This is a genomic window from Achromobacter sp. MFA1 R4, from assembly GCF_900156745.1.
In the GTDB taxonomy this organism is placed as follows: domain Bacteria; phylum Pseudomonadota; class Gammaproteobacteria; order Burkholderiales; family Burkholderiaceae_B; genus Achromobacter.
On record NZ_LT707065.1, the window covers coordinates 1,310,296 to 1,330,874 of the forward strand.

The 20,579-nt window shown below is 69.1% G+C and carries 17 protein-coding genes; 7 read left to right on the top strand and 10 right to left on the bottom strand.

From position 1 onward, the window contains the following. Nucleotides 1–137: 137 nt before the first annotated feature. Complete coding sequence (locus tag BXA00_RS05910) at nt 138–1,982, top strand: methyl-accepting chemotaxis protein (protein ID WP_076517054.1); 1,845 nt, start codon at nt 138–140, stop codon at nt 1,980–1,982. 61 nt (nt 1,983–2,043) lie between these two features. On the opposite strand, the gene BXA00_RS05915 is transcribed toward BXA00_RS05910, so the two are convergent. Together BXA00_RS05915 and BXA00_RS05920 are read right to left on the bottom strand one after the other, a co-directional pair. After that, nucleotides 2,044–2,514: a PaaI family thioesterase gene (locus BXA00_RS05915; RefSeq protein ID WP_076517056.1), complete on the bottom strand. Its 471-nt coding sequence runs from the start codon at nt 2,512–2,514 to the stop codon at nt 2,044–2,046. 4 nt (nt 2,515–2,518) lie between these two features. Further along, complete coding sequence (locus BXA00_RS05920; RefSeq protein WP_083714192.1) at nt 2,519–3,319, bottom strand: IclR family transcriptional regulator; 801 nt, start codon at nt 3,317–3,319, stop codon at nt 2,519–2,521. 167 nt (nt 3,320–3,486) lie between these two features. Between BXA00_RS05920 and BXA00_RS05925 the strand changes: the two genes are divergently transcribed. The 4 genes from BXA00_RS05925 to BXA00_RS05940 all read left to right on the top strand — a co-directional run bounded on the left by BXA00_RS05925 (nt 3,487) and on the right by BXA00_RS05940 (nt 8,558). After that, complete coding sequence (locus BXA00_RS05925) at nt 3,487–5,064, top strand: acyl-CoA synthetase (protein WP_076517060.1); 1,578 nt, start codon at nt 3,487–3,489, stop codon at nt 5,062–5,064. Nucleotides 5,065–5,105: 41 nt separating this feature from the next. Continuing rightward, on the top strand, nt 5,106–6,251 hold the full coding sequence (locus tag BXA00_RS05930; RefSeq protein WP_076517062.1) for a MaoC family dehydratase N-terminal domain-containing protein: 1,146 nt from the start codon (nt 5,106–5,108) through the stop codon (nt 6,249–6,251). Between the two features lie 31 nt (nt 6,252–6,282). Next, a complete protein-coding gene (locus tag BXA00_RS05935; RefSeq protein ID WP_076517064.1) occupies nt 6,283–7,527 on the top strand; it encodes a CaiB/BaiF CoA-transferase family protein in 1,245 nt (414 codons plus the stop codon). Nucleotides 7,528–7,592: 65 nt separating this feature from the next. Further along, entirely contained in the window at nt 7,593–8,558 is a 966-nt protein-coding gene (locus tag BXA00_RS05940; RefSeq protein ID WP_076517067.1) for a tripartite tricarboxylate transporter substrate binding protein, read from the top strand. A gap of 2 nt (nt 8,559–8,560) precedes the next feature. Here the strand turns inward: BXA00_RS05940 and BXA00_RS05945 are convergent, their stop codons facing one another. After that, nucleotides 8,561–9,979 (bottom strand): MFS transporter, encoded by a 1,419-nt coding sequence (locus BXA00_RS05945; protein ID WP_076521815.1) that lies wholly within the window; start codon nt 9,977–9,979, stop codon nt 8,561–8,563. A gap of 143 nt (nt 9,980–10,122) precedes the next feature. Here BXA00_RS05945 and BXA00_RS05950 point away from each other — a divergent pair, with 143 nt between their 5' ends. Further along, complete coding sequence (locus BXA00_RS05950; RefSeq protein ID WP_076517069.1) at nt 10,123–11,025, top strand: LysR family transcriptional regulator; 903 nt, start codon at nt 10,123–10,125, stop codon at nt 11,023–11,025. A 43-nt stretch (nt 11,026–11,068) separates the two neighbouring features. Here BXA00_RS05950 and BXA00_RS05955 read toward each other — a convergent pair whose 3' ends face one another. Further along, entirely contained in the window at nt 11,069–12,583 is a 1,515-nt protein-coding gene (locus BXA00_RS05955) for an argininosuccinate lyase (protein ID WP_076517071.1), read from the bottom strand. A 111-nt stretch (nt 12,584–12,694) separates the two neighbouring features. Continuing rightward, nucleotides 12,695–13,771, bottom strand: a complete 1,077-nt coding sequence (locus tag BXA00_RS05960) for a sensor histidine kinase (RefSeq protein ID WP_076517072.1) — start codon at nt 13,769–13,771, stop codon at nt 12,695–12,697. Between the two features lie 81 nt (nt 13,772–13,852). Here BXA00_RS05960 and BXA00_RS05965 point away from each other — a divergent pair, with 81 nt between their 5' ends. Beyond that, on the top strand, nt 13,853–14,533 hold the full coding sequence (locus BXA00_RS05965; protein WP_076517074.1) for a LytTR family DNA-binding domain-containing protein: 681 nt from the start codon (nt 13,853–13,855) through the stop codon (nt 14,531–14,533). Between the two features lie 14 nt (nt 14,534–14,547). On the opposite strand, the gene BXA00_RS05970 is transcribed toward BXA00_RS05965, so the two are convergent. The 5 genes from BXA00_RS05970 to BXA00_RS05990 form a co-directional block, all read right to left on the bottom strand. Further along, nucleotides 14,548–17,016 (bottom strand): TonB-dependent receptor, encoded by a 2,469-nt coding sequence (locus BXA00_RS05970; protein ID WP_231952214.1) that lies wholly within the window; start codon nt 17,014–17,016, stop codon nt 14,548–14,550. A 140-nt stretch (nt 17,017–17,156) separates the two neighbouring features. Beyond that, nucleotides 17,157–18,149 (bottom strand): FecR domain-containing protein, encoded by a 993-nt coding sequence (locus tag BXA00_RS05975; protein WP_076517075.1) that lies wholly within the window; start codon nt 18,147–18,149, stop codon nt 17,157–17,159. Continuing rightward, complete coding sequence (locus tag BXA00_RS05980) at nt 18,146–18,679, bottom strand: sigma-70 family RNA polymerase sigma factor (protein ID WP_083714193.1); 534 nt, start codon at nt 18,677–18,679, stop codon at nt 18,146–18,148. The genes BXA00_RS05975 and BXA00_RS05980 overlap by 4 nt, the downstream gene beginning before the upstream one ends. Before the next feature lie 145 nt (nt 18,680–18,824). After that, entirely contained in the window at nt 18,825–19,601 is a 777-nt protein-coding gene (locus BXA00_RS05985; protein WP_076517079.1) for an SDR family oxidoreductase, read from the bottom strand. 63 nt (nt 19,602–19,664) lie between these two features. Beyond that, nucleotides 19,665–20,579 carry a 3-keto-5-aminohexanoate cleavage protein gene (locus BXA00_RS05990; protein ID WP_076517081.1) on the bottom strand — a complete coding sequence of 305 codons (915 nt, stop codon included), beginning with the start codon at nt 20,577–20,579 and terminating at the stop codon, nt 19,665–19,667.

Genomic DNA, 20,579 nt, shown 5'->3' on the forward strand with positions numbered 1-20,579 from the left:
CTGCTCAACCACCCGACTGCGTCTTCGTGCAGACCTAAAGTCGCTGCACGCAAATGCCGTTAGCGGGTTGCGGCCGGGCGTTTCCCGGCTGACTCGCAACCCGCCGACCTTTCTGGTTGGCGCACCAGACTAAGAGCATGAAGATCACGTCGCTGCGCAACCGCATTTTGCTTATTACCTGCTTTACGGTGGTCGGGGCGCTTACGCTCTCCGGCTTCATCACCTACCAGATCGTGCGCGACAACATGATGACAACCATCGCCGCGACCCTGGACGCCGTGGCCTCCGGCAATGCCAGCGCCATCGAGCGCTGGTCGGCGGACAAGGCGCAGGCCGTCAACGCCACGGCGCAAGTGGTGGAAAAAGGCGATCCCCGGGGCCTGACCCAGCTCATGGGCCAGACCAACGGCTTTCCCATCACCACGATCGGCTGGTCGGACAAGACCTTCTTTTCCACCACGAAGACCGCGGCCGACTACGATCCGACGGCGCGGCCCTGGTACAAGAGCGCCGTGGCCGCCGGCAAGCTGACCATCACCAAGCCCTACGGCGACTCCACCACGGGCGTGCTGTACGTCGCGTTCACCGCGCCGCTCGTGCGCAGCGGGCAGACGGTCGGCGTGCTGAGCGGCGCGGTGCCGCTGGATGGGGTCAAGGACATCATCAAGGCCATCCACCCCACCCCGTCCAGCAGCGCCTTCGTGCTGGGGACGGACGGCCAGGTGATTTCGCACCTGAATGACAAGCTGGCGCTCAAGCCGTCGACCGACATCGCCGCCGGATTGACCCCGGACGCCGTGGCCGCCATGGCCCGCGACGGCGCCGCGCCGGTCGAACTGGCGCTGGATGGCGCGCAGAAGCTGCTGAAGGCGCGCCGCATCCCCGGCACGGACTGGTATCTGGTGGTGGCGCTGGACAAGACCGAAGCCACCGTCGGCCAGACGCAGGTGCTGCACGCGACGCTGATCTCGCTGGTGGTCCTGACGCTGGTGGCCGTGGCGCTGGCCAGCGTGATCACGTCGCGCGCATTCAAGCGCCTGTCCGCCGTGCGCGACGCGATGGACACCATCGGCTCGGGCGATGGCGACATGACCCACCGCCTGGCGGTGGTCGGCCACGATGAAGTGGCGCAGATCTCGTCGTCGTTCAACGCCTTTGTCGACAAGATCACCCACGTCATGCGCGAAGTGCGCAGCGGTGTGCATTCGATGAGCGCCGCCACGCGCGAGATCGACATGGGCAACCGCGACCTGTCGCAGCGCACCGAAACGTCGGCCGCGTCGCTGGAGGAAACCTCGTCGGCGCTGACGCAACTGACGTCCAGCGTGCGCCAGACCGAGGAAACGGCGGAACATGCCACCCGCCTGGCCGACGAAGCCAGCGCCGTCGCGGCGCGCGGCGGGCAGGTGGTGCGCGATGCCGTCAGCACCATGAGCGAGATCTCGCAGTCGTCGCAACGCATCACCGAGATCATCCGCGTGATCGACGGCATCGCGTTCCAGACCAACATTCTGGCGCTGAATGCGGCCGTCGAGGCGGCGCGCGCGGGCGAGCAGGGCCGCGGCTTCGCGGTGGTGGCGGGCGAAGTGCGCACGCTGGCGCAGCGCAGCGCCTCGTCCGCGCAGGAGATCAAGACGCTGATCGAGGCGTCGGTGCAGAACGTGAAGAGCGGCACGGAGCGCGTGCAGGCGGCGGGTTCGACCATGACCGAAATCGTCGACGGCATCCACCGCGTGCAGCGGATGGTGAGCGAGATCCACGGCGCGATGGCCGAGCAGAGCACGGGGCTGGGTCAGATCGACCGGACGGTCGCCGACATGGACCAGGCCACGCAGCAGAATGCGGCGCTGGTCGAGCAGTCCACGGCCGCGTCCGGCATGCTGAGCGACCAGGCGCGCGTGCTGGCCGAGGCCGTCGCCCGCTTCAAATTGCGCGAAGAGGAAATGGGCACCCCCGGCAGGCTGATCGCGCTGCCGGCCTAAGAGGCGGGCCTAAGGCGTGGGTCTAAGGCGCGGGCCTAAGAGGCGACCCTAAAACGCGGCCCTAAGGCGCGGGCGCACCGCCCGCCGCCGCTTCTCCCGCGCCCTTCGGCGCCGGACCCATCTGTTTGAGCACCGCGACCGCCGTGGCAATGGCCTGCCCGGCGGCGCTGATCTCGCCCTGCATGAACACGAGCGAGGACGTGGCCCGCACCACGCGTGCGCGCAACTCCAGGAACTGGCCTGCGCGTGCCGCCGCCAGAAAGTGCGTGTCCAGCTGCACCGTCACGCACGCGCGCCGGCCCAGCGCTTCCCACGCGACCGCGCTGATCCCATGGTCCAGCAGCGCGGTCAGCAGGCCACCGTGCACCACGCCCGCGGGATTGAGGTGGTCGGCGGTGGCCAGCAGGCCATAGGCCCAGCCGTCGTCTTCCTTGCACACCCACAGCGGACCGATCCGGCCCGCGAAACCCGGCAGGGTCTTCTTGCGCCATCCCGGCGGGACGGCGGCGTCAACAGCGGCGTCATCGCTCATGCGTTCAGTTCCTTGCCGCCAGCAGTTGCGACAGCGCGTGCGCTTCGCCCTGCAATTCATGGGCCAGGGACTCGACGCGCGCCGCGTCGAGCTGTTCGGCCAGGCCCGCCGCCACCAGCGCGTGCGTCATGCGCGTGTGGCTGTCCAGGACAGGCACGGCGATCACGACGACGCCGTTGATGTAGTTGTTGCGATCCACGCTGTAGCCCTGGCGGCGCACCGCGTCCACGTCGGCCTTCCAGGCGGAGAACGCCGGCGCCTGGTCCCAGCGCAGGGCCTTGAAGCGGCGCTCCAGTTCCTTGTCCGAAAAGTCCGAGAACGCGGCGACCAGCCGCCCCGTGGCGCTGATCAGCGCGGGAAAGCGGCTGCCGACGTCGACGTGCAGGCGGAACGGCGCGTTCGACCGCGATAGCGCCAGCACCACCATGTGGTCGCTGCCCGAGACCTCGACCCCGATCGCGGTGACGCTGGCCGCGTTGGCGATGCGGTCCAGCACGGGCTGGGCCAGCGCGGGGAACGGATTGCTCTCGATCACGCTGCGCGCCAGCGTCAGCATGCCCACGCCCAGGCTGTAGCGCTTGGCGCCGGGATCGACCTTCACCAGGCCTTCTTCCACCAGGACGCGAAGGATGTGCAGGCAGGTGCTGGTCACCATGCCCAGTTCCTGCGAGATCGCCTTCAAGGTCATGGGCTCCCCGCCCCGGCCCAACAGGCGAAGGATCGCGATGGACCGCGTCACGGCCGGCACCGGCCGCACGCGCGGGCCGGCCGCGGACGCAAGTTCCGGGGTACTGGTTTCACTCATCGGTTTCTCCGTTTGCATGGCGGCAAGCATACCGTGCGCGCCGCCTCCCGCAGCGTTTTCCCAACCTTCATAATTGTCTATATACAATTAATGAACGCCATTGACAATTTATTTTCCGGCGCGCATAGTGGCTTCAACAGGTTGCCGACCCACACAGGTGCGACGAAATGACGAAGCTGACCGACACCCTCTCCTACGCGGACGCCCAGGCGCTCTGCTCCGCCGACAAGCTCTGGGAGCTTTTCGACGGCAACCGCGAATACATGAACATCGCGCACGAGTGCATCGATCGGCACGCCGGCAAGGCCGAGCCGGCGATCATCCTTGTGCGCGCCGCGGGCGGCGACGAGACCTACTCTTTCCGCCAGATTGCCGAGCAGTCCTCGCGCTTTGCCCATTACCTGGTCGAACAGGGCATCCGCCCCGGCGACCGCGTGGCCGTGATGCTGGAGCCATCGCTGCCGTTCTACGTGGCCATGTTCGGCGCCATGAAGATGGGCGCCATCGCCGTGCCGCTCTTTACCCTGTTCGGCCCGGACGGCATCCGCCTGCGGGTGCAGGACTGCCAGCCGCGCATGCTGGTGACCAACGCGGAAAAAGCGCCGCTCGCCGCGGGTGGCGACGACATGCGCGTGGTCATCGCGGACGACGCATTCGTCGGCGCGCTGGCCGGCTACCCCTCGCACTATGCATGCCGCACGCGCGCCGATGACCTGGCCATCTTCCAGTACACGTCCGGCACGACGCGCGAGCTGCCCGACGCCGTCAAGCACACGCACCGCGCCCTGGTCACCCTGATGCTGGCCGCCCTGTACGGCACCGGCATCCGTCCCGGCGACCGCTACATGTGCCCGTCGTCTCCCGCCTGGGGGCACGGCCTGTGGCACGGCACGCTGGCGCCGCTGGCGCTGGGCGTCACCATCGGCGCCTACGCCGGCAAGTTCAACGCCGAGCGGCTGCTGCAGGCGCTGCAGGAGCACCGCTTCAACAACATCTCCGCCGCCGCCACGCACTACCGCATGATGCGCAACTGCGGCGCGGCCGACCGGTATCGCTACCAGCTCGACAAGGTGTCCTTCACCGGCGAGCCCATCGACAGCGAGACCGCCGCGTTCGTGGAGGCCACCTTCGGCCGCCCGGTCTGCAGCATGTACGGCACGACGGAAATCGGCGTGTGCCTGGTCAACTATCCCGGCGCGCCGGATTTCACGGTCAAGGCCGGCTCGCTGGGCAAGCCCGTGCCCGGACTGCGCGTGGAAGTGCAGGACGCCAGCGGCCAGCCCTGCGCGCCCGGCGAAACCGGAGAGCTCAAGCTGTGGCGCCGTGACGCGTGGGTCGCCACCAAGGACCTGGGGCGCGTGGATGAGGACGGCTACTTCTGGCACGGGGGCCGTGCCGACGACGTCATCATCTCGGCCGGCTGGACCATGAGCGCCGTCGAAATCGAAGACGCCATCCTCAAGCACCGCGACGTGGCGGAGGCCGCCGCGATCGGCGTGCCCGATCCGCTGCGCGGCCAGGTAGTCAAGGCCTTCGTCGTGTCGGCCCGCCCCGGCGACGACGCTTTCGTGCAAGAAATCCAGGACGCCGTGCGCAGCCGCCTGGCGCAGCACGAGTATCCGCGCCAGGTGGTGTTCGTGGCCGAACTGCCCAAGACGCCCGCCGGAAAGATCCATCGCAGGAAATTGCGGGAGCAGGAACTTGCGACCGCCGCCCAGACGCCCGCCGGCGCCGCCCACGCCTAGGGCTGCGCCAGCCCCGGCCATCACCACACCCAGGAGACATCATGCTGACCCAGACCAAGACCGAACGCAGCTTCCCCAAGATCACCGAACGCGGGCTGGACGAGCTGCGCGAGCGCATCGGCGTCAAGATCGGCGCCACGGCCGAGCCGTGGTGCTACGAAGCCACGCGCGACAACATCCGCCACTACGCCCACGGCATCGGCGACGACAACCCCCTGTGGTCCGACCCGGAGTACGCGGCCAAGACGCAGCACGGCGGCATCATCGCCCTGCCCAGCTTTCTGTTTGCCACCAGCCGCATCGTGTCCGGCTACGTGGGCGGGCTGCCCGGCGTGCACGCCATGTGGTCGGGCGCGGACTGGACCTGGCACAAGACGGTCAAGCGCAACGACGCCATCTCGACCGAAGCGCACCTGAAGAACCTGATCGAACACCAGACCCGCTTTGCCGGCCGCGCCGTGCAGCAGATCTACCACGTCGACTTCTTCAACCAGGACGGCGACAAGGTCGCCGAGGCCGACAGCTGGTGCTTCCGCACCGAACGCGACCACGCGCGCGAACAGGGCAGCAAGTACAAGGAAGTGCGCGCCCGCGAACCGCGCCGCTACAGCCCCGAGGAAATCAAGGAAGCCTACAAGCTGTACGCCCAGGAAGAAGTGCGCGGCGCCACGCCCCGCTACTGGGAAGACGTGAAGGAAGGCGAGGAACTGCCCGTGATGTTCAAGGGCCCGATGACGGTGACCGGCTTCATCGCCTACGCGCAGGGCTGGGGCGGGCTGTATATCCGCGCCAACAAGCTGGCGTGGCAGCTCATCGACGCCCACCCCGGGGTGGGCATCACCAACCGCTTCGGCATCCCCGACGTGCCCGAGCGCGTCCACTGGGAAGAGGACTTCGCGCTGGAAGTCGGCGCGCCCGGCGCCTACGACTACGGTCCGGAGCGCAACTCGTGGCTGACCCACCATCTGACCAACTGGATGGGCGACGCGGGTTTCCTGCGCAAGTCCACCTGCAAGATCCGCCGCCACAACCCCGAGGGCGACATGCTGTTCTTCAAGGGCAAGGTCGTGCGCAAGTACGTGGAAGACGGCCGCCACCTGGTCGAGATCGAACAGGAAGCGCGCAACCAGGACGACGAGCTTTCCGTGCTGGGTTCCGGTGTGGTCGAATTGCCTACCCGCGCCTGACCCGCGGCAATCTCCCCAAACGAGGTGGGCGATGTCTGATTCATCGGAACATGCTGCACCCGGCCCCGACGCCCCTGCCCGGGGCGCGCTGGAGGGCCTGCGCGTCATCGACCTGTCGCGCGTCCTGGCCGGCCCGCTCTGCACGCAGATGCTGGCAGACCAGGGCGCAGACGTCATCAAGGTCGAGCCCCCGGGCGGGGACGAGACCCGCACGCTGGGGCCGCCGGTCAACGAGGACGGCGATGCCGCCTACTTCATGGCGGTCAATCGCGGAAAGCGCGCGATCGGGCTGGACCTGTCGCAGCCCGAGGGTCGCGAGGTCCTGCTGGCCTTGCTGCAAGAGGCCGACGTCCTGGTCGAGAATTTCGTGCCCGGCACGATGGCCCGATGGGGGCTGGACTACGAGGCGGACCTCAAGCCCCGCTTTCCGCAGCTCATCCATTGCTCCATCACGGGCTTTGGCGAGGACGGCCCGCTGGGCGGCCTGCCCGGCTACGACGCCATCCTGCAGGCCATGTGCGGCCTGATGAGCGTGAACGGGGACCCCGCCAGCGGCCCCACCCGCGTCGGCATCCCCATCGTGGACCACCTGACCGGCTACACCGCGCAATCCGGCATCCTGCTGGCGCTGTATCACCGCGCGCGCACCGGGCTGGGCCAGCGCGTCGAGGTCACGCTGTTCGACACGGCGCTCAGCCTGCTGGTGCCCCACGCCGCCAACTGGATGCACACCCAGCACGCCCCCGGCCTGCTGGGCAGCGCGCATCCCAACATCGCGCCGTACGACCGCTTTGCGTGCCGCGACGGCGAGATCTTCCTGGGCATCGTCAACGACCGCCAATTCCGCCGGTTCTGCGATTACGCGGGTCTTGCGGCATTGGCCGACGATGCCCGCTTTGCCACCAACCGCTCGCGGCTGACGCATCGCGAGGCCTTGCGCGGCGCCATCGAAGCGGCGCTGGCCGCGCGCCCGCGCGAGGCGCTGTGCGCCGAGCTGATGCGAATCGGCGTACCGGCCGGCCCGGTCAACAGCGTGCCTGAAGCCTTCGCGCAGGCGCACACCGCCCATCGCGGCATGCGCGTCGATCGCGACGGCTATCACGGCATCGGCCCCGCAGTCCGGCTGTCGCGCGCGCCCGCCCGCGTGGACCGCCTGCCGCCCGCCTATGCGCAGCATACCGACGAGGTCCTCAGGGAGGCCGGCCTCGCCGATACCCAGATCGCGGCATTGAAGGAGCTGGGCATCCTGCCGCGCTGGCCTCCGCCCAAGCCATAGCGCAGTCCGTGACGCAATCCGTACCGCAACCCGATGCAGACCTATAAGAAATCGAGGAGACCACCATGAAGACCTTACGCCTGATCGCCGCGCTCGCGGCGCCGCTGCTGTTCGCGCAGCCCGCCGCGGCGGCCGACAGCTATCCCTCCAAACCCGTCAAGATCATCGTCCCCTACCAGGCCGGCCAGGGCACGGACGTTGCCGCGCGCTACCTGGCCGAGTACCTGGCCCGCGACCTGGGCCAGCCCGTCATCGTCGAGAACCGTCCCGGCGCGGGCGGCAACATCGGCGCCTCCGAGGCCGCGCGCGCCACGCCGGACGGCTACACGCTGCTGATGGGCACCAACGGCACGCATGTGTTGAACCAATACATGTATGCGTCCACCAACTTCGATCCCGAGAAAGACTTCTCGCCCGTCATGCTGGTCAGCTCGTTTCCCATGGTGCTGCTGACCACGCCATCCTCGCCCTACGCCAGCCTGGCCGACCTGCGCAACCCGGCCAAGGCCAAGCCCGACAGCATCAACGTCGGCATGCCCAGCACCACCGCGCGCCTGGTCTACGAACTGCTCAAGCAGCAGGGCGTGAACAGCCTCCGCGGCATCCCCTACAAGGGGTCGGCCACCGCCACCACAGACCTGCTGGGCGGGCAGGTGCAGCTAGGCATTGACACCGTGAGCGCGGCGCGCTCGTTCATCACCAGCGGCAAACTGCGCCCGCTGGCCGTGACGTCGCTGAAGGAGTCGGCCCTGCTTCCGGGCGTGCCGACCGTGGCCGCGCAAGGGCTGGAGGGCTTTCAAGTCGTCGCGTGGAATGGCCTGTACGCGCCCAAGGGCACGCCGCCGGCCGCAATCAAACGGCTGAACGCCGATCTCGCGAAGATCCTCGCGCGTCCGGAGGTGCGGCAGAAATTGCTGGACCTGGGGCATGAGCCGGGCGGCGGCACGCCAGACGAACTGGCGGCGTTCGCGCGCAGCGAACGGCTGAAGTGGCAGCCGTTGATCGTGCAGGCGGGGTTGAAGGCGGAGTAGCGCTAAGGCTGGACGGCGCGCGGCCGGGTCACGCCGGCCGCCGCCACCGCGGCCGCGGCCAGGACGCACAGCGCAGCCGCCGCCAGGAAGACAGCCCGCAGTCCCGCCGCCAGCGCCTGCGGCGGCGCGCCAGCCAGGTCCGCCGTTCCGGCGCCCAGGGCGAACAATGCCCCCATCGCCGACGCCCCGGTGATCAAACCCAGGTTGCGCGACAGGTTCAACAGCCCCGACACGGCGCCCCGCTCGCCGCCCGCGCCCGCCATCACCGCGGTGTTGTTGGCCGCCTGGAACAAGGCGTACCCCGCCGTGATCACGACAAGCGCGATGACGTAGCCCGCCACGCCGAACGCATCGGACGCGAACGGCAGCGTGGCCGATGCGCCCGCCATGGCGCCCAGCGCGGCCAGCGTCATGGGCCGCGCGCCGAACCGATCCACGCAGCGGCCCGCGGGCACGCCCGCCACCGCGGCCACGAGCGGACCGCAGGACATCGCCAGGCCGACGCGCGCGGCGTCCAGCCCCTGTGCCCCCGCCAGATAGAACGGCCCCACCACCAGGGTCGCCATCATCACCGTGGCAACCAGCGCGCTGGCGGCCAGGCCTGCCGAGCGCCCGGCGTCGCTGAACATGGCCGGCCGCAGCAACGGATGCGCGCTGCGCGATTCCACCCGCCAGAACAGGCACGCGCCAGCGGCCGCCGCCGCCAGCAGGGCGGCATTGAGCGGGCCGAAAGCGCCTTTTCCCAAGGTCATGGACAGCGCATAGGCGGCCAGAGACACCGTCAACAGCGCACTGCCCAGGCGGTCAAAGCGTACCGGCGCCTGCGTGGCGCGCGGCCGGTCCTGGGGCAGATGCCGCCAGGCCAGCCAGAACGCCAGCAGGCCCAGCGGCAGATTGACCAGAAAGATCGCGCGCCACCCCGGCCCGGCGATCAGCGCGCCGCCCAGCGTCGGGCCCAGCGCGGTGCCTGCCGCCGACATCGTGCCCAACAGGCCCATGGCGCTGCCGGCGCGGCCCTTCGGCGCCGCCTCGCCGGCCAGGGCCATGGCCAGCGTCATCAGCACGGCCGCGCCCACGCCTTGCGCGGCGCGCGCGGCCACCAGGCTCCACAGGCCGGGCGCCGCCCCGCACAGCGCCGAGGCGGCGGTGAACCACGCAAGCCCGGCCAGCATCAGGCGCCGCCGGCCGATCAGGTCGGCCAGGCGCCCGGCGCTGGCGACGGCGGTGGTGACGGCCAGCAGATAGGCCAGCACCACCCACTGCACCGATGGAAAGGAGGCGTCGAAGGCCCGCGCCAGCGCCGGCAGGCCGACATTGGCAATGCTGGTGCCCAGCGACGACAGCAACATCGACAGGGCCAGGCAGGCCACGAGCATGGGATCGGGCCGGGAAGGCGGGGTGGAAGGATCGGGAAGAGACATGATGGCATCCAGCAAGGGAACACGGTATCCCAGCGTATGCCCCGATGACCGCTGGCGGAAGACGCAGCATTTGCAGCAAATACCTGCATGAAACGCCATGCCAGGATGTTCCGCCGGCCAGGCCGGCATGCTACGGTTGCCGCATGACCCAGCCCGACCTGAACCTGCTGATCACTTTGGACGCGCTGCTCTCGGAAGGCAGCGTGGCCGGCGCGGCCCGGCGCCTGCGCCTGAGCCCGTCCGCCATGAGCCGCGCGCTGGCGCGCCTGCGCGAGACCACGGGAGATCCGCTGCTGGTGCGCGCCGGGCGCGGGCTGGTTCCCACCCCCCGCGCGCTGGCGCTGCGCGCCCAGGTCGGCGGACTGGTCCGGGACGCGCAGGCCGTGCTGGGCCGGGCGCACGAACTGGATCTTGCCGGGCTCGTCCGCACGTTCACGCTGCGCGTCAGCGACGGTTTCGTGGAGAACGTCGGCGCCGCGCTGATCGCCCGGATCGCCGCGCAGGCGCCGGGCGTGCGCCTGCGCTTCGTGCAGAAGGCGGACAAGGACAGCGGACCGCTGCGCGAAGGCGACGTCGACCTGGAAACCGGCGTGGTGGGCCGGTTGGCCAGCCCGGAGCTGCGCACGCGCGCGCTGTTCCAGGACCGGTACATCGGCGTCATGCGCGCGGACCATCCGCTGGGCGGGCGCAACGTCACGCTGGCGCGCTACCTGGCGGCGCGCCACGTCCTGGCGTCACGCCGCGGGCTTGAGTCCGGGCCCATGGATGAAGCCCTGCAGGCGTTGGGACGCGAGCGCCACATCGCCGCCATTGCCGGCGGATTCTCGATGGCGCTGGCGCTGGCGCGGGGCACGGACCTGATCGCCACGGTTCCCGAAATGCACACCGCCACGCTGCGGGAAGGCATGCGCAGCTTTGCGCTGCCCTTTGCCATGGCGCCCTTCACGGTGTCCATGCTGTGGCATCCCAGGATGGACGGGGACGCCGCGCACCGCTGGCTGCGCGGCTGCGTCCTGGCGGCGTGCGGAACGGGCGCCCCTGGCTAGGCGCCGTCCCGCATGCAAGCGATGGCTATAGCTATGGCTATGGCTATGGCTTCGGCGCGCTGGCCACCAGCGCGTCGAACTGCTTGTCCAGCTCCGCCAGCGACGCGTCGATGTGCGCGCGGCGCTCCTTGATCCACTTGTCCTGCGCGGCGAGCTGCTCGCGCGCCTCCTTGATCATGCGTTCCATTTCCTTGGGCTGGGGGCCGCCGCTGGTGGCGCGGTTCTTCACGATGGCCACCGGGTCCAGGGTCGAGCGGAACTCCGCCTCGCTCATCGGCAGGTCGGTGCCGTACTTGGAATCCTTCATCGCGTCCGCGTAGATGCGGCGCGCCTGCTCATACGGAAAGTCCAGCGGCTTGATGTTGTTGGTCTTGGCGTACGAGACCACTTCCGAGGCGAAGTGATGCCCCGCGCGGAACGGCAGCTTGTACTTGTGCATCAGCACGTCGGCCAGTTCCTGCGACGCCGTCCAGTCGCTGTTCAGTTCTTCGAGCGCCCGGTCGGGGCTGATGACCATGGCCTTGAGGACGCGGTCCCAGCGCTTGAGCGCGGAGATGCCGCTGTCGACCATCGCCGAGTTCTGCTTCACGTCCTTGGGGTCGCTCATGCCGGGCGTGATGTTGTGCGTCTGCAGGACCGGCCCCATCGCCAGCGTCACGGCCGTCGACGCGTCGCTGCGCGTGTTGTTGAGCAGGCCCGGATTGCGCTTTTGCGGCATGGCGCTGGACACGTAGGTGTTGCCGCCGCCTTCCTCCAGCAGGATCCACGGGCGCGGCTGCGCATATTGCGTCATGACGTCTTCGACGAAGTTGCCGGTGCGCAGCGCGATGCTGGTCACGATGGACGCGACCTCGACCGGCTGGTCCATGGACGATATCTGGGAGGCGTCGTAGGCATTGTCGACCAGCGCCGCGAATCCTAGGTACTGGGCCATGCGCTTGCGGTCCAGCGGCCAGCTCGTGCCGTTGAGCACCGTGGTGCCCATGGGCGAGCGATCGATGCGGACATAGGCCTCGCGGATGCGCTGCGCATCGCGCGCCAGGCCGGCTGCCTGGCCCAGCAGGTAGTGTCCATAGCTGTTGGGCTGCGCGGCCACGCCGTTCGTGTAGTTGGGAACGATGGTGCCCGCGTGTTTGGCCGCCAGTTCCACCAGGGTGGTGGAGGTGGCGTTGAGCTGGTCCGCCAGTTCCAGCAGCTTGTCGCGCAGGATCGCGCTGCGGTAGGTGGCGTGCATGTCCTGGCTGGAACGGCCCGCGTGCAGCAGGGTGATGTCCTCGCCCGCCGCCTTGATGAGGAGGGGTTCGAAGGTGATGACCGTGGCCGGGCGCTTGGCGCCGGGCTGGTTGCCGTCATTGATGACCTTGGCCACGCCGGCCGCCAGGCGGGGCGCCATGGCCTTGTCCAGAAGCCCTTCGTCGGTGTTGATCACCGTGGTGGCCTTGTTGATCTCCCCCAGCCAGAAGAAGGGATCGCGGGGGGGAGCCGGCTGCGCGGCGGCGGCGTTCGCGGCCAGCGATAGCACCAGGGCGGCGCCCAGGGTGGGTAGAAACTGTCTCATGGCGTTCTCGTTATAGGGATGGCCGGACAGTGTATCGGAGCGGTTTTCCCGCGGACATCCTGAATTTCACGCAGGCGCGGGCCAGTCAGGGCTACCCCCAGGCCCGCCGCGCTACAGCGGCGCCGGCTCGCCCCGCAGCCGGATCTGCGCCACCGTCATCTCCCCGCGGGGTTCCAGCGCAAACGCGTAGCGCTCCGGATACCGCAGCGCCAGGCGCCGGCACAGATTGGCCAGGCCGCCCTTGCCTTGCGCCGGATCGAACGGCGTCTGCAACGTGCCGGGGTTGCTCACCTCGATGACCAGTTCCCCGCCGTGCAGGCGCGTGCGGATGTGGATCACGAAGCGCTCGTGCTCGGCGCGCATGCCGTGCTTGATCGCGTTCTCGGCCAGCCCCTGCAGCGTCATGTGCGGGATGTTGATCTTCAGCGTGGCCGGATCGATCTGGCATCGGCATTCCAGCTTTCTTTCGAAGCGCAGCGCCTGGATGCGCACGTAGGCCTGCGCGGCCTCGATGTCCTCTTCCAGCCGGCACAGGCCGCGCCCCCGCCGGTCCAGCGAATAACGCAGATACTGCGCCAGGCGCCGCGTCATTTCCTCGGCGACGGACGGCCGCTCGGCGATTTCCGCGACGATGGTGTTCAGCGCGTTGAAGAGGAAATGCGGCTCGACCTGCAGTTGCAGATGCTCCAGCTCCAGCTTCAATGACCGCGCCTGCGCATTGATCTTGTGCAGGCGCTCGGTGCGGGCGGCGAGCTCGGCGGACACGCCAAAATAGACCAGCGTCCAGATGGACAGGATGCCCATGTAATAGATGAAGCCCAGCCAGTACTGGTTGTCGGGAATATCGCGGATTTCAGACAGAAACAGGTGGTTGATGGCGTAGGCGATCGTGGCCAGCAGCGCGGAGGCGGCCACGCACAGCACCACCGCGCAGGCAAGCACCGGCAGGGGCTCGCGGACCCTGGCCGGCAGGCGTCCGTGCTGCACGGCGGCCAGGCTGGTCAGCGCGAAGGCCAGCGGCTCCAGCGTCAGCGTCAGCCAGAATGCCGCGATGGGATTGCCGAACGCCGCCAGGCGGATGAAGTAGCCGACGAACGCCAGGAATACCCAGCCCACGGTCTGCGCGCGCCAGAATCCCGGCGCGGACTCGCCCTGGCTCAACTCCCGGCCGATCGATGTCGCAATCATGGACGTGCCGCCTTATATATCGTTACCCCACGGATTGGATCGAAAGAATACACTCGCCTGACCTGCTGCCCGAGAAAAACCATGCTGCGTGTGCTGATCGTCGACGATGAAGCCCCGGCGCGCCGCTATCTGCGCCGCCTCCTCGAAGCCGCCCCCGCGGTGCACGTCGCGGGCGAGGCGGCGACCGTCGACCAGGCCCGCAGCCTGATCCAGGAGCACAGCCCGGACGCCATCTTCCTGGACGTCGAGCTGGCCAGCGGCACGGGCTTCGACCTGCTCGATGGGCAGGCGCGCCAGTCATCCGTCGTGTTCGTCACCGCGCATGACAGCTATGCGCCGCGCGCCTTCGACGTCGAAGCCGTGGACTACCTGCTCAAGCCCGTATCTCCGGACCGGCTGACGCAGACGCTGGCGCGGTTGCGGCCGCGTTCGAGCGGCCATCTGTCGATGCGCACCAAGACGGGCACGCGCCTCATCAAAGTGCAGGAGCTGACCCTGCTGCAGGCCCAGGGCGACTACGTGCGCCTGTGCAGCGCCGCCCAGGCGAACGAGCTGATGCACATCACCCTCAAGCGCCTGGCCGCGCAGTTGCCCTTTCCCCCGTTCTGCGCCCTGTCCCGGTCCGTCATCATCAACCTGGAACATGTGTCCCATGTCGAGCAGCGGCCCGGCGCGCAGTCCGAAGTGAGCTTCAACAACGGCGTCCAGCCCGTCGTGCTGGGCCGCGTCGCGTCGCTGCGGCTGCGGCGGGCGCTGGCCTAGCCGCCCACCCGCCTTCAGAACTCCGTCGTCACCGACAGCAGCACCGTCAGCGGCGCGCCCACCGTCAGGCCTTCGCGCGCCGCGGACTGCCAGTAGTTCCTGTTCAGGACGTTCTCGACCATCGCGCGGATGACCACGGGCTTGCCATTGGCGTTGAAGGCATAGCGGGCGCCCACGTCAAAGCGCGTCCAGCCCGGGATCTCCTGCGTGTTGCTCACGTCGACGATCTGCGAGCTAGTGCTCAGCATCCGCGCGGTCAGGGTAAGGCCCGGGACGAAAGGCGTGTCCCATTCGGCCGCGGCGTTGAACTGCAGGCGCGGCACGGCGGGCGCGCGGTTGCCGTCGTTGACGCCGCCCGCGGTGCGGATCAGCCGCGCGTCGGTATAGGCCACGCCGCCCAGCAGGCGCACCCCGTGGGCCGGCTCGCCCTGCACCAGGAACTCCAGCCCGCGATTGCGCTGCTCGCCGTTGGACACGTAGCGCAGCGAGGCGGGGTCCAGATAGCTGCTCGGGCGCTCGATCTGGAAGGCGCTGAGCGTGGTTTCGAATTGGCCGAAGTCGTACTTGGCGCCCAGCTCGAACTGCTTGGAGATGGCCGGGGCGAACACCTCGCCGGCGTTGATGGCGCCCTCGGGCGCGGTGCCGCCCTGGCTCAGGCCTTCGATGTAATTGCCATAGAGCGACAGGCGCTCGGTGGGCTTGACCGTCAGCGCAAACGCGGGGGTGACGGCGGACTTGTCGTAGTTGGACGTCTGGCGGCCCGTCATCGCGTCGAAGTTGGTGGATTCCACGCGCTGGTGCCGCACGCCCGCAATGAATTGCACGCGGTCCTGCGCCATCGAGATCGTGTCGGCGAGCGCAATGCTGACCAGCCGCGAATCGCTCGCCCGCGGCAGATCCGACGGGCGCGCGATGTTCGGCTTGGGCAGGTCCGCGGGGTTGTAGATGTTCGAGAACACCGTGCTGGACCGGATCCGGGCCGCCGAATAATCGATGTCCAGGATGCTGGCGCTCAGCGCGGGCTCATGCTTGAGCGCGCCGGTCTGGAAGCGGCCGCGCACCCCGACCTCGCCCGTCTTGCTGGTGAGCGACTCGTTCAGGCGGGACGGCACCGCGCCGATATCGCCCGCCTCGTTCAGCATGAGCCAGCTCGTCTGCATGCTTTCAAAGTCGTGCTTGCGTGCGCCGAGCGCGCCGTAGACGGTCCAGTCCGGCGACAGGTCATACTCGGCGCGCAGCGCGCCCGACCATTCCTCGGTCTTCCAGTACGTCCACGACGGGAAGAAATTGCGGCGCGCGTCCGGCGCCCGGCCGATGTCCACGCCCGAGGGCGGCGGGAACAGCAGGCCGCTGCGCGCATCCGTGGTGCGGTTCTGGTAGTTGATGTCGCCTTCGACGCGAAAGCGCTCGCCCTGGTAATCCAGCCCCAGCGCCACCGCGCCCAGGTCCTCGCTAGCCCCGTCCATCGGCAGGTCGCCGCCGCTGCCCGCCACGTTCAGGCGCACGCCCCATTCCTGGCTGTCGCCATAGCGGCGCGACAGGTCGGCATGCGCGCCGAACTGGCTGTCGCCGATGTAGGACACGGTAAAGCGATTCAGCGGGTCGGCGCCCGCGCGCTTGGGCACCAGGTTGATCGAACCGCCCACGGAGCCGTAGGGCGCCATGCCGTTCAGCAGCGCGTTGGGGCCGCGCAGCACTTCGACCCGCTCCACGCCGATCAGCGAACTGGAATTGCGCGGCGACACGCCGTACAGGCCGTTGAACGACACGTCGTAGTTGAACAGCGTGAATCCGCGGATGTTGAATTCGTCCCGGCCCGCCCCGCGCGAATAGGTATTGCGCACGGTGGGGTCGTTGACCAGGACGTCGCCGATGTTCTGCGCCTGCTGGTCCTCGATCAGCTTGGCGGTGTACTGCGTCGCGCTGAACGGCGTGCTCATGTCGTCGCGATTGCCCAACAGGCCCAGGCGCCCGCCCCGCGCCACCTGGCCGCCCGCATAGACGGGGGGCAGTCCGCTGGACAGCCCGGAGGCGGTCACCGTCACGGCCTCCAGCGTCGCCGCGTCGGAGACGGGCAGCGCACTGAGGCGGTACTGGTTCGGCGCCTCGCGGGTGGCGCGCAGGCCCGTGCCGGCCAGGGCCTGCTGCAACGCGTCGTGGCTGGAATAGCGGCCCCGCACGCCGTTGCTCTGGCGGTCGGCCACCAGCGACGGCTGCGCGGCCAGCAGGATGCCGGATTCGTTGGCCAGCCGCGTCAGCACCTGATTCAGCGGCGCGGGCGGGATGTCGAAGGTGATCAGGTCGGCCACGCCGGTCGCCGCCGGCGCCGCCTGCGAATGCGCGGGCGGCCCCCAGACCGTGGAAACCGCCAGGGCCAGCGCCAGCGGCAGGCTCCACGACGGCAGGCGGGCGCCACGGGAAGCCAAGGGGCGCGCGCGGGTCACGGGAAAAGCCGCGGCGACGGGGGGAAGACGGTGGGACATGACGGGACCTGTGCTCTCGTGCGTGGGGTTCGGGAAAGGAGAGCGGCGCGCCAGCCCGGCGGGTTGCCGGGCGCGAGCGGCTCTTACTGTCCTTATTCGAACGAGCCCGCCAAACCCGGAACCGCCCGGCGCATTTTTTTTCAGGCGCGTGGTTCGATGCTGATCCACCAGGGCAGGGTGCGGCGCACCCGGACCGGCAGCACCGAGGCCAGCATGTCCAGCGCGCGGCCGGTGTCCTGGAGCGGATAGCTGCCGAAGACGTGCAGGCGCGCCACCTCCGGCGCCACCGCCAGGTGACCGAAGTGATAGCGGCGCAATTCCGCCACGACGTCCGCCAGCGGCGTGTCGTCGGCCACGAGCACGCCGCGCGTCCAGGCCTCGCGCGCCGGGTTCACCGGGAGGATCGCGTCCAGCGTGTCCGCGGTGAACCGGGCCTGGCTCCCCGCCGGCACGATGCCGCTGGCGCGGCTGACCGCCGTGTCGATCCGCACGGCTCCCGCATGCACGGCGACCACCACGCCGTCGTCCTCGCCCCGCACGGTAAAGCGCGTGCCCAGGGCCTGCAGCCGGCCCTGCGCGGTGTCGACCACGAACGGACGCGCGGGGTCCGGGGCGGTGGCGATCAGCAACTCGCCCGCGACGAGCTGCAGGCGGCGCAGCGTGGCGCCATAGTCGACGTCGAAGGCGCTCAGGGCCTTGAGCCAGACCTCGGTGCCGTCGGCCAGGGCAACACGCCGGGTCTCGCCAATGCCCGCGCGCTGATCCGCTCCCCAGGTCGAGGCCACGATGGGCAGCGGCGTCTGCCGCCACGCGGTCCATCCCAGGCCGGCGATGCCCAGCGCGCCCGCCAGCCCCAGCAGCAGTTGCCGGCGCCCGCGCCGCCCGGCCGACGCGGCCTGGCCGAACGCGGTAACCGCGGCATCCCGGTCCGGACTGGTTTGCAAAGGCGAAAAACGGCGGCCGATGCGCTCCACGTAACCCCAGGCCTCGCGATGTTCCGCCTTGCGCTCCACCCACTGCTGCCATTGCTGGCGCTCGGCGGCCGAGGCTTCGCCCGAGCGCAGCAGCGCATACCATTCGGCGGCCTGCTCCATGACGCGATGCGAAGGCTCGCGCCCCTGCGCGGCGCTCATGCCGCGCCCGGCTGCGGCTCGCCCGCGAGCCCGCCCGCCAGGCGGGCCTCCAGCTTCATGCAGCAAAGCATGGCCTGGGCGACGTATTTGCGGACCATGCGCGATGACACGCCGAGCACGTCGGCCACTTCCTGATCGGTCATTTCGCAGGCCACCGCCATGACGAAGGCGTGGGCAGTCCGGGGCGGCAGGCCCCGCAGCATGGCGTCGATCTCGCCCAGCGCCTGCAGCACCATGGCCTGGTCTTCGGCGGACGACACCGTGGGCTCCGGCTGCGCGGCCAGGGCGTCCAGCCAGGCCTGCTCCAGGTCCCGGCGGCGCCACAGGTCGATGCACATGCCGTTGGCCATCCGGCGCAGGTAGGTTCTGGCATGCCGGGCGTTGTCGAACTTGCACGGGCGTGTCAGCAGGCGCACGAATGCGTCATGCGCCAGGTCGGCGGCATCGGCCGCGTTGCCCAGCCGCCAGTTCACCCAGGCCACCAGCCAGCCGTGGTGATTGCCGTATAGGCTTTCGAAGTCCTGGGACACCCCTTCCGATCCGCTCACGATCCCGCCCGCACGCGACGCCCGTTCGCATCATTAATAATGCGAACGGTTATCAATTAACAAAGCGCAGATTATGGACCGGGGTCACGGGATTTGGCAACGGGGGGGCAACCCGCCCCGCCCGGCGTCAGCCCAGATACTCCACGTTGCCGCACACCGAGATGCTTTGCCCGCTGATCATCGCCCCCTCGGCCGAGCACAGAAACGCCACCTGGTTCGCCACGTCTTCCGGGCGCGTCATGCGGCGCAGCGACACCTTTTCCACCAGTTGCTCGCGCATGGCGTCGTTGCTCACCCCGCCGGCCGCCGCACGGGCGGCGATGATGCGCTCCACCCGGTCGCCCGCCACGACGCCCGGCAGCACCGAATTGACGCGGATGTTCGACGGCCCCAGCTCCATGGCCCAGGTCTGGGTCAGGCCGGCCAGCCCGAACTTGCTGGCGCTGTAGGGCGTGCGCAGGGAAAACCCCAGGCGCCCCGCAACGGAAGAGATATTGACGATGGAACCGCCGCCCGCGGCCCGCAGCAGCGGCACCGCGCTGCGGGCGCACAGGAACGTGCCGGTCAGGTTGACCTCCAGCGTGTTCCGCCAGGAAGCGAGGTCCGTGTCTTCGAGACGGCTGGTCGGGCCGGACACGCCCGCGTTATTGACCAGGACATCGAGCGCGCCCCACCGCTGCGCCAGCGCGTCGAACATCTTCAGTACCTGCGCCTCGTCGGAAACATCCGTCAGGCTCGCGCCCACGGCCGGAAGGCTTGCGCGGGCCGCCTCCAGCGCCTGCGCGTCCACGTCGCAGATGTGCACGTCCGCGCCCGATTCCACGAACTTGCGCGCCATCGCAAGCCCGATGCCCTGCGCGCCCGCGGTGATCAGGACGCGGGCCCCCTTCAACGATTCGATCATGTCATTCCCCGATGGATGGGTGACCGGCGGCGCGGCCCGATGGCGCACCTGCCGGCTTGTTCGTCAGCGTGCGAACTCGGGCCGGACGCCGCTTTTCAGGGGCAGGCCCAGGATCTCGCGCGCCTCGGCGGGCGTGGCGGGTTCCATGTCCATCTCGCGGATGATGCGCACGATGCGCTCGGTGAGCTGCACATTGGTGGCCAGCTCGCCGTGCCGGTAGTAGAGGTTGTCTTCCAGCCCGACCCGCGCATGGCCGCCCAGCAGCAACGCGCTGATGTTGGCCTCGAGCTGCGCGGGTCCGATGCCGCTGACGCAGAAGATGCTGTTGCGCGGCAGCAGGTCCACCATCATCTGCAGGTGCCGCGGCGAAAACGGCATCGCGTTCTGGAAGTTGCGGTGCACGTTCATGACCAGGTTGATGAAGTGCGGCCCTTCGTCCAGGTCCTCGTTGATGAGCGTGGTCACGTCCTGCAGGATGTGCGTGGGGCTGAACACCTCCCACTCGGGCTTGATGCCGCGCGCCTTCATGCCGGCGGCCAGCTCGCGCCCCTTGCTGAGCGGCGTGTTCATCAGGTATTCGCGGTCGCCGAAAGCCAGGTTCAGCGTGGTGGCGTCCAGCGTGCACATTTCCGCGCCCGCATCCATGCCCTTGACCCGCTCGTCCCACAGGATCTCCCACGTGCCCGGCGAGGTTTCCGCGACCATGTCGCCATGCACCCCGCCGCCCGTGGAATTGTTCAGCACGATGTCGCAGCGCTCACGAATCAGCTGGTTCATCTTCCGGTAGACCGCCGCGTCGCAGGTGGCAAGATCGTCCGGCCGCCGCGCGTGCAGCGCGACGACGCTGGCGCCCGCGTTGTAGCAGCGGTAGACGTCCTCGGCGATCTCGGCGGGCTGCGTCGGCAGGTGCGGATTCTGGCTTTTCAGCGCCATGCCCCCGGTCGGGGCGATGGTCACGATCACTTTGCGTTTGGACAT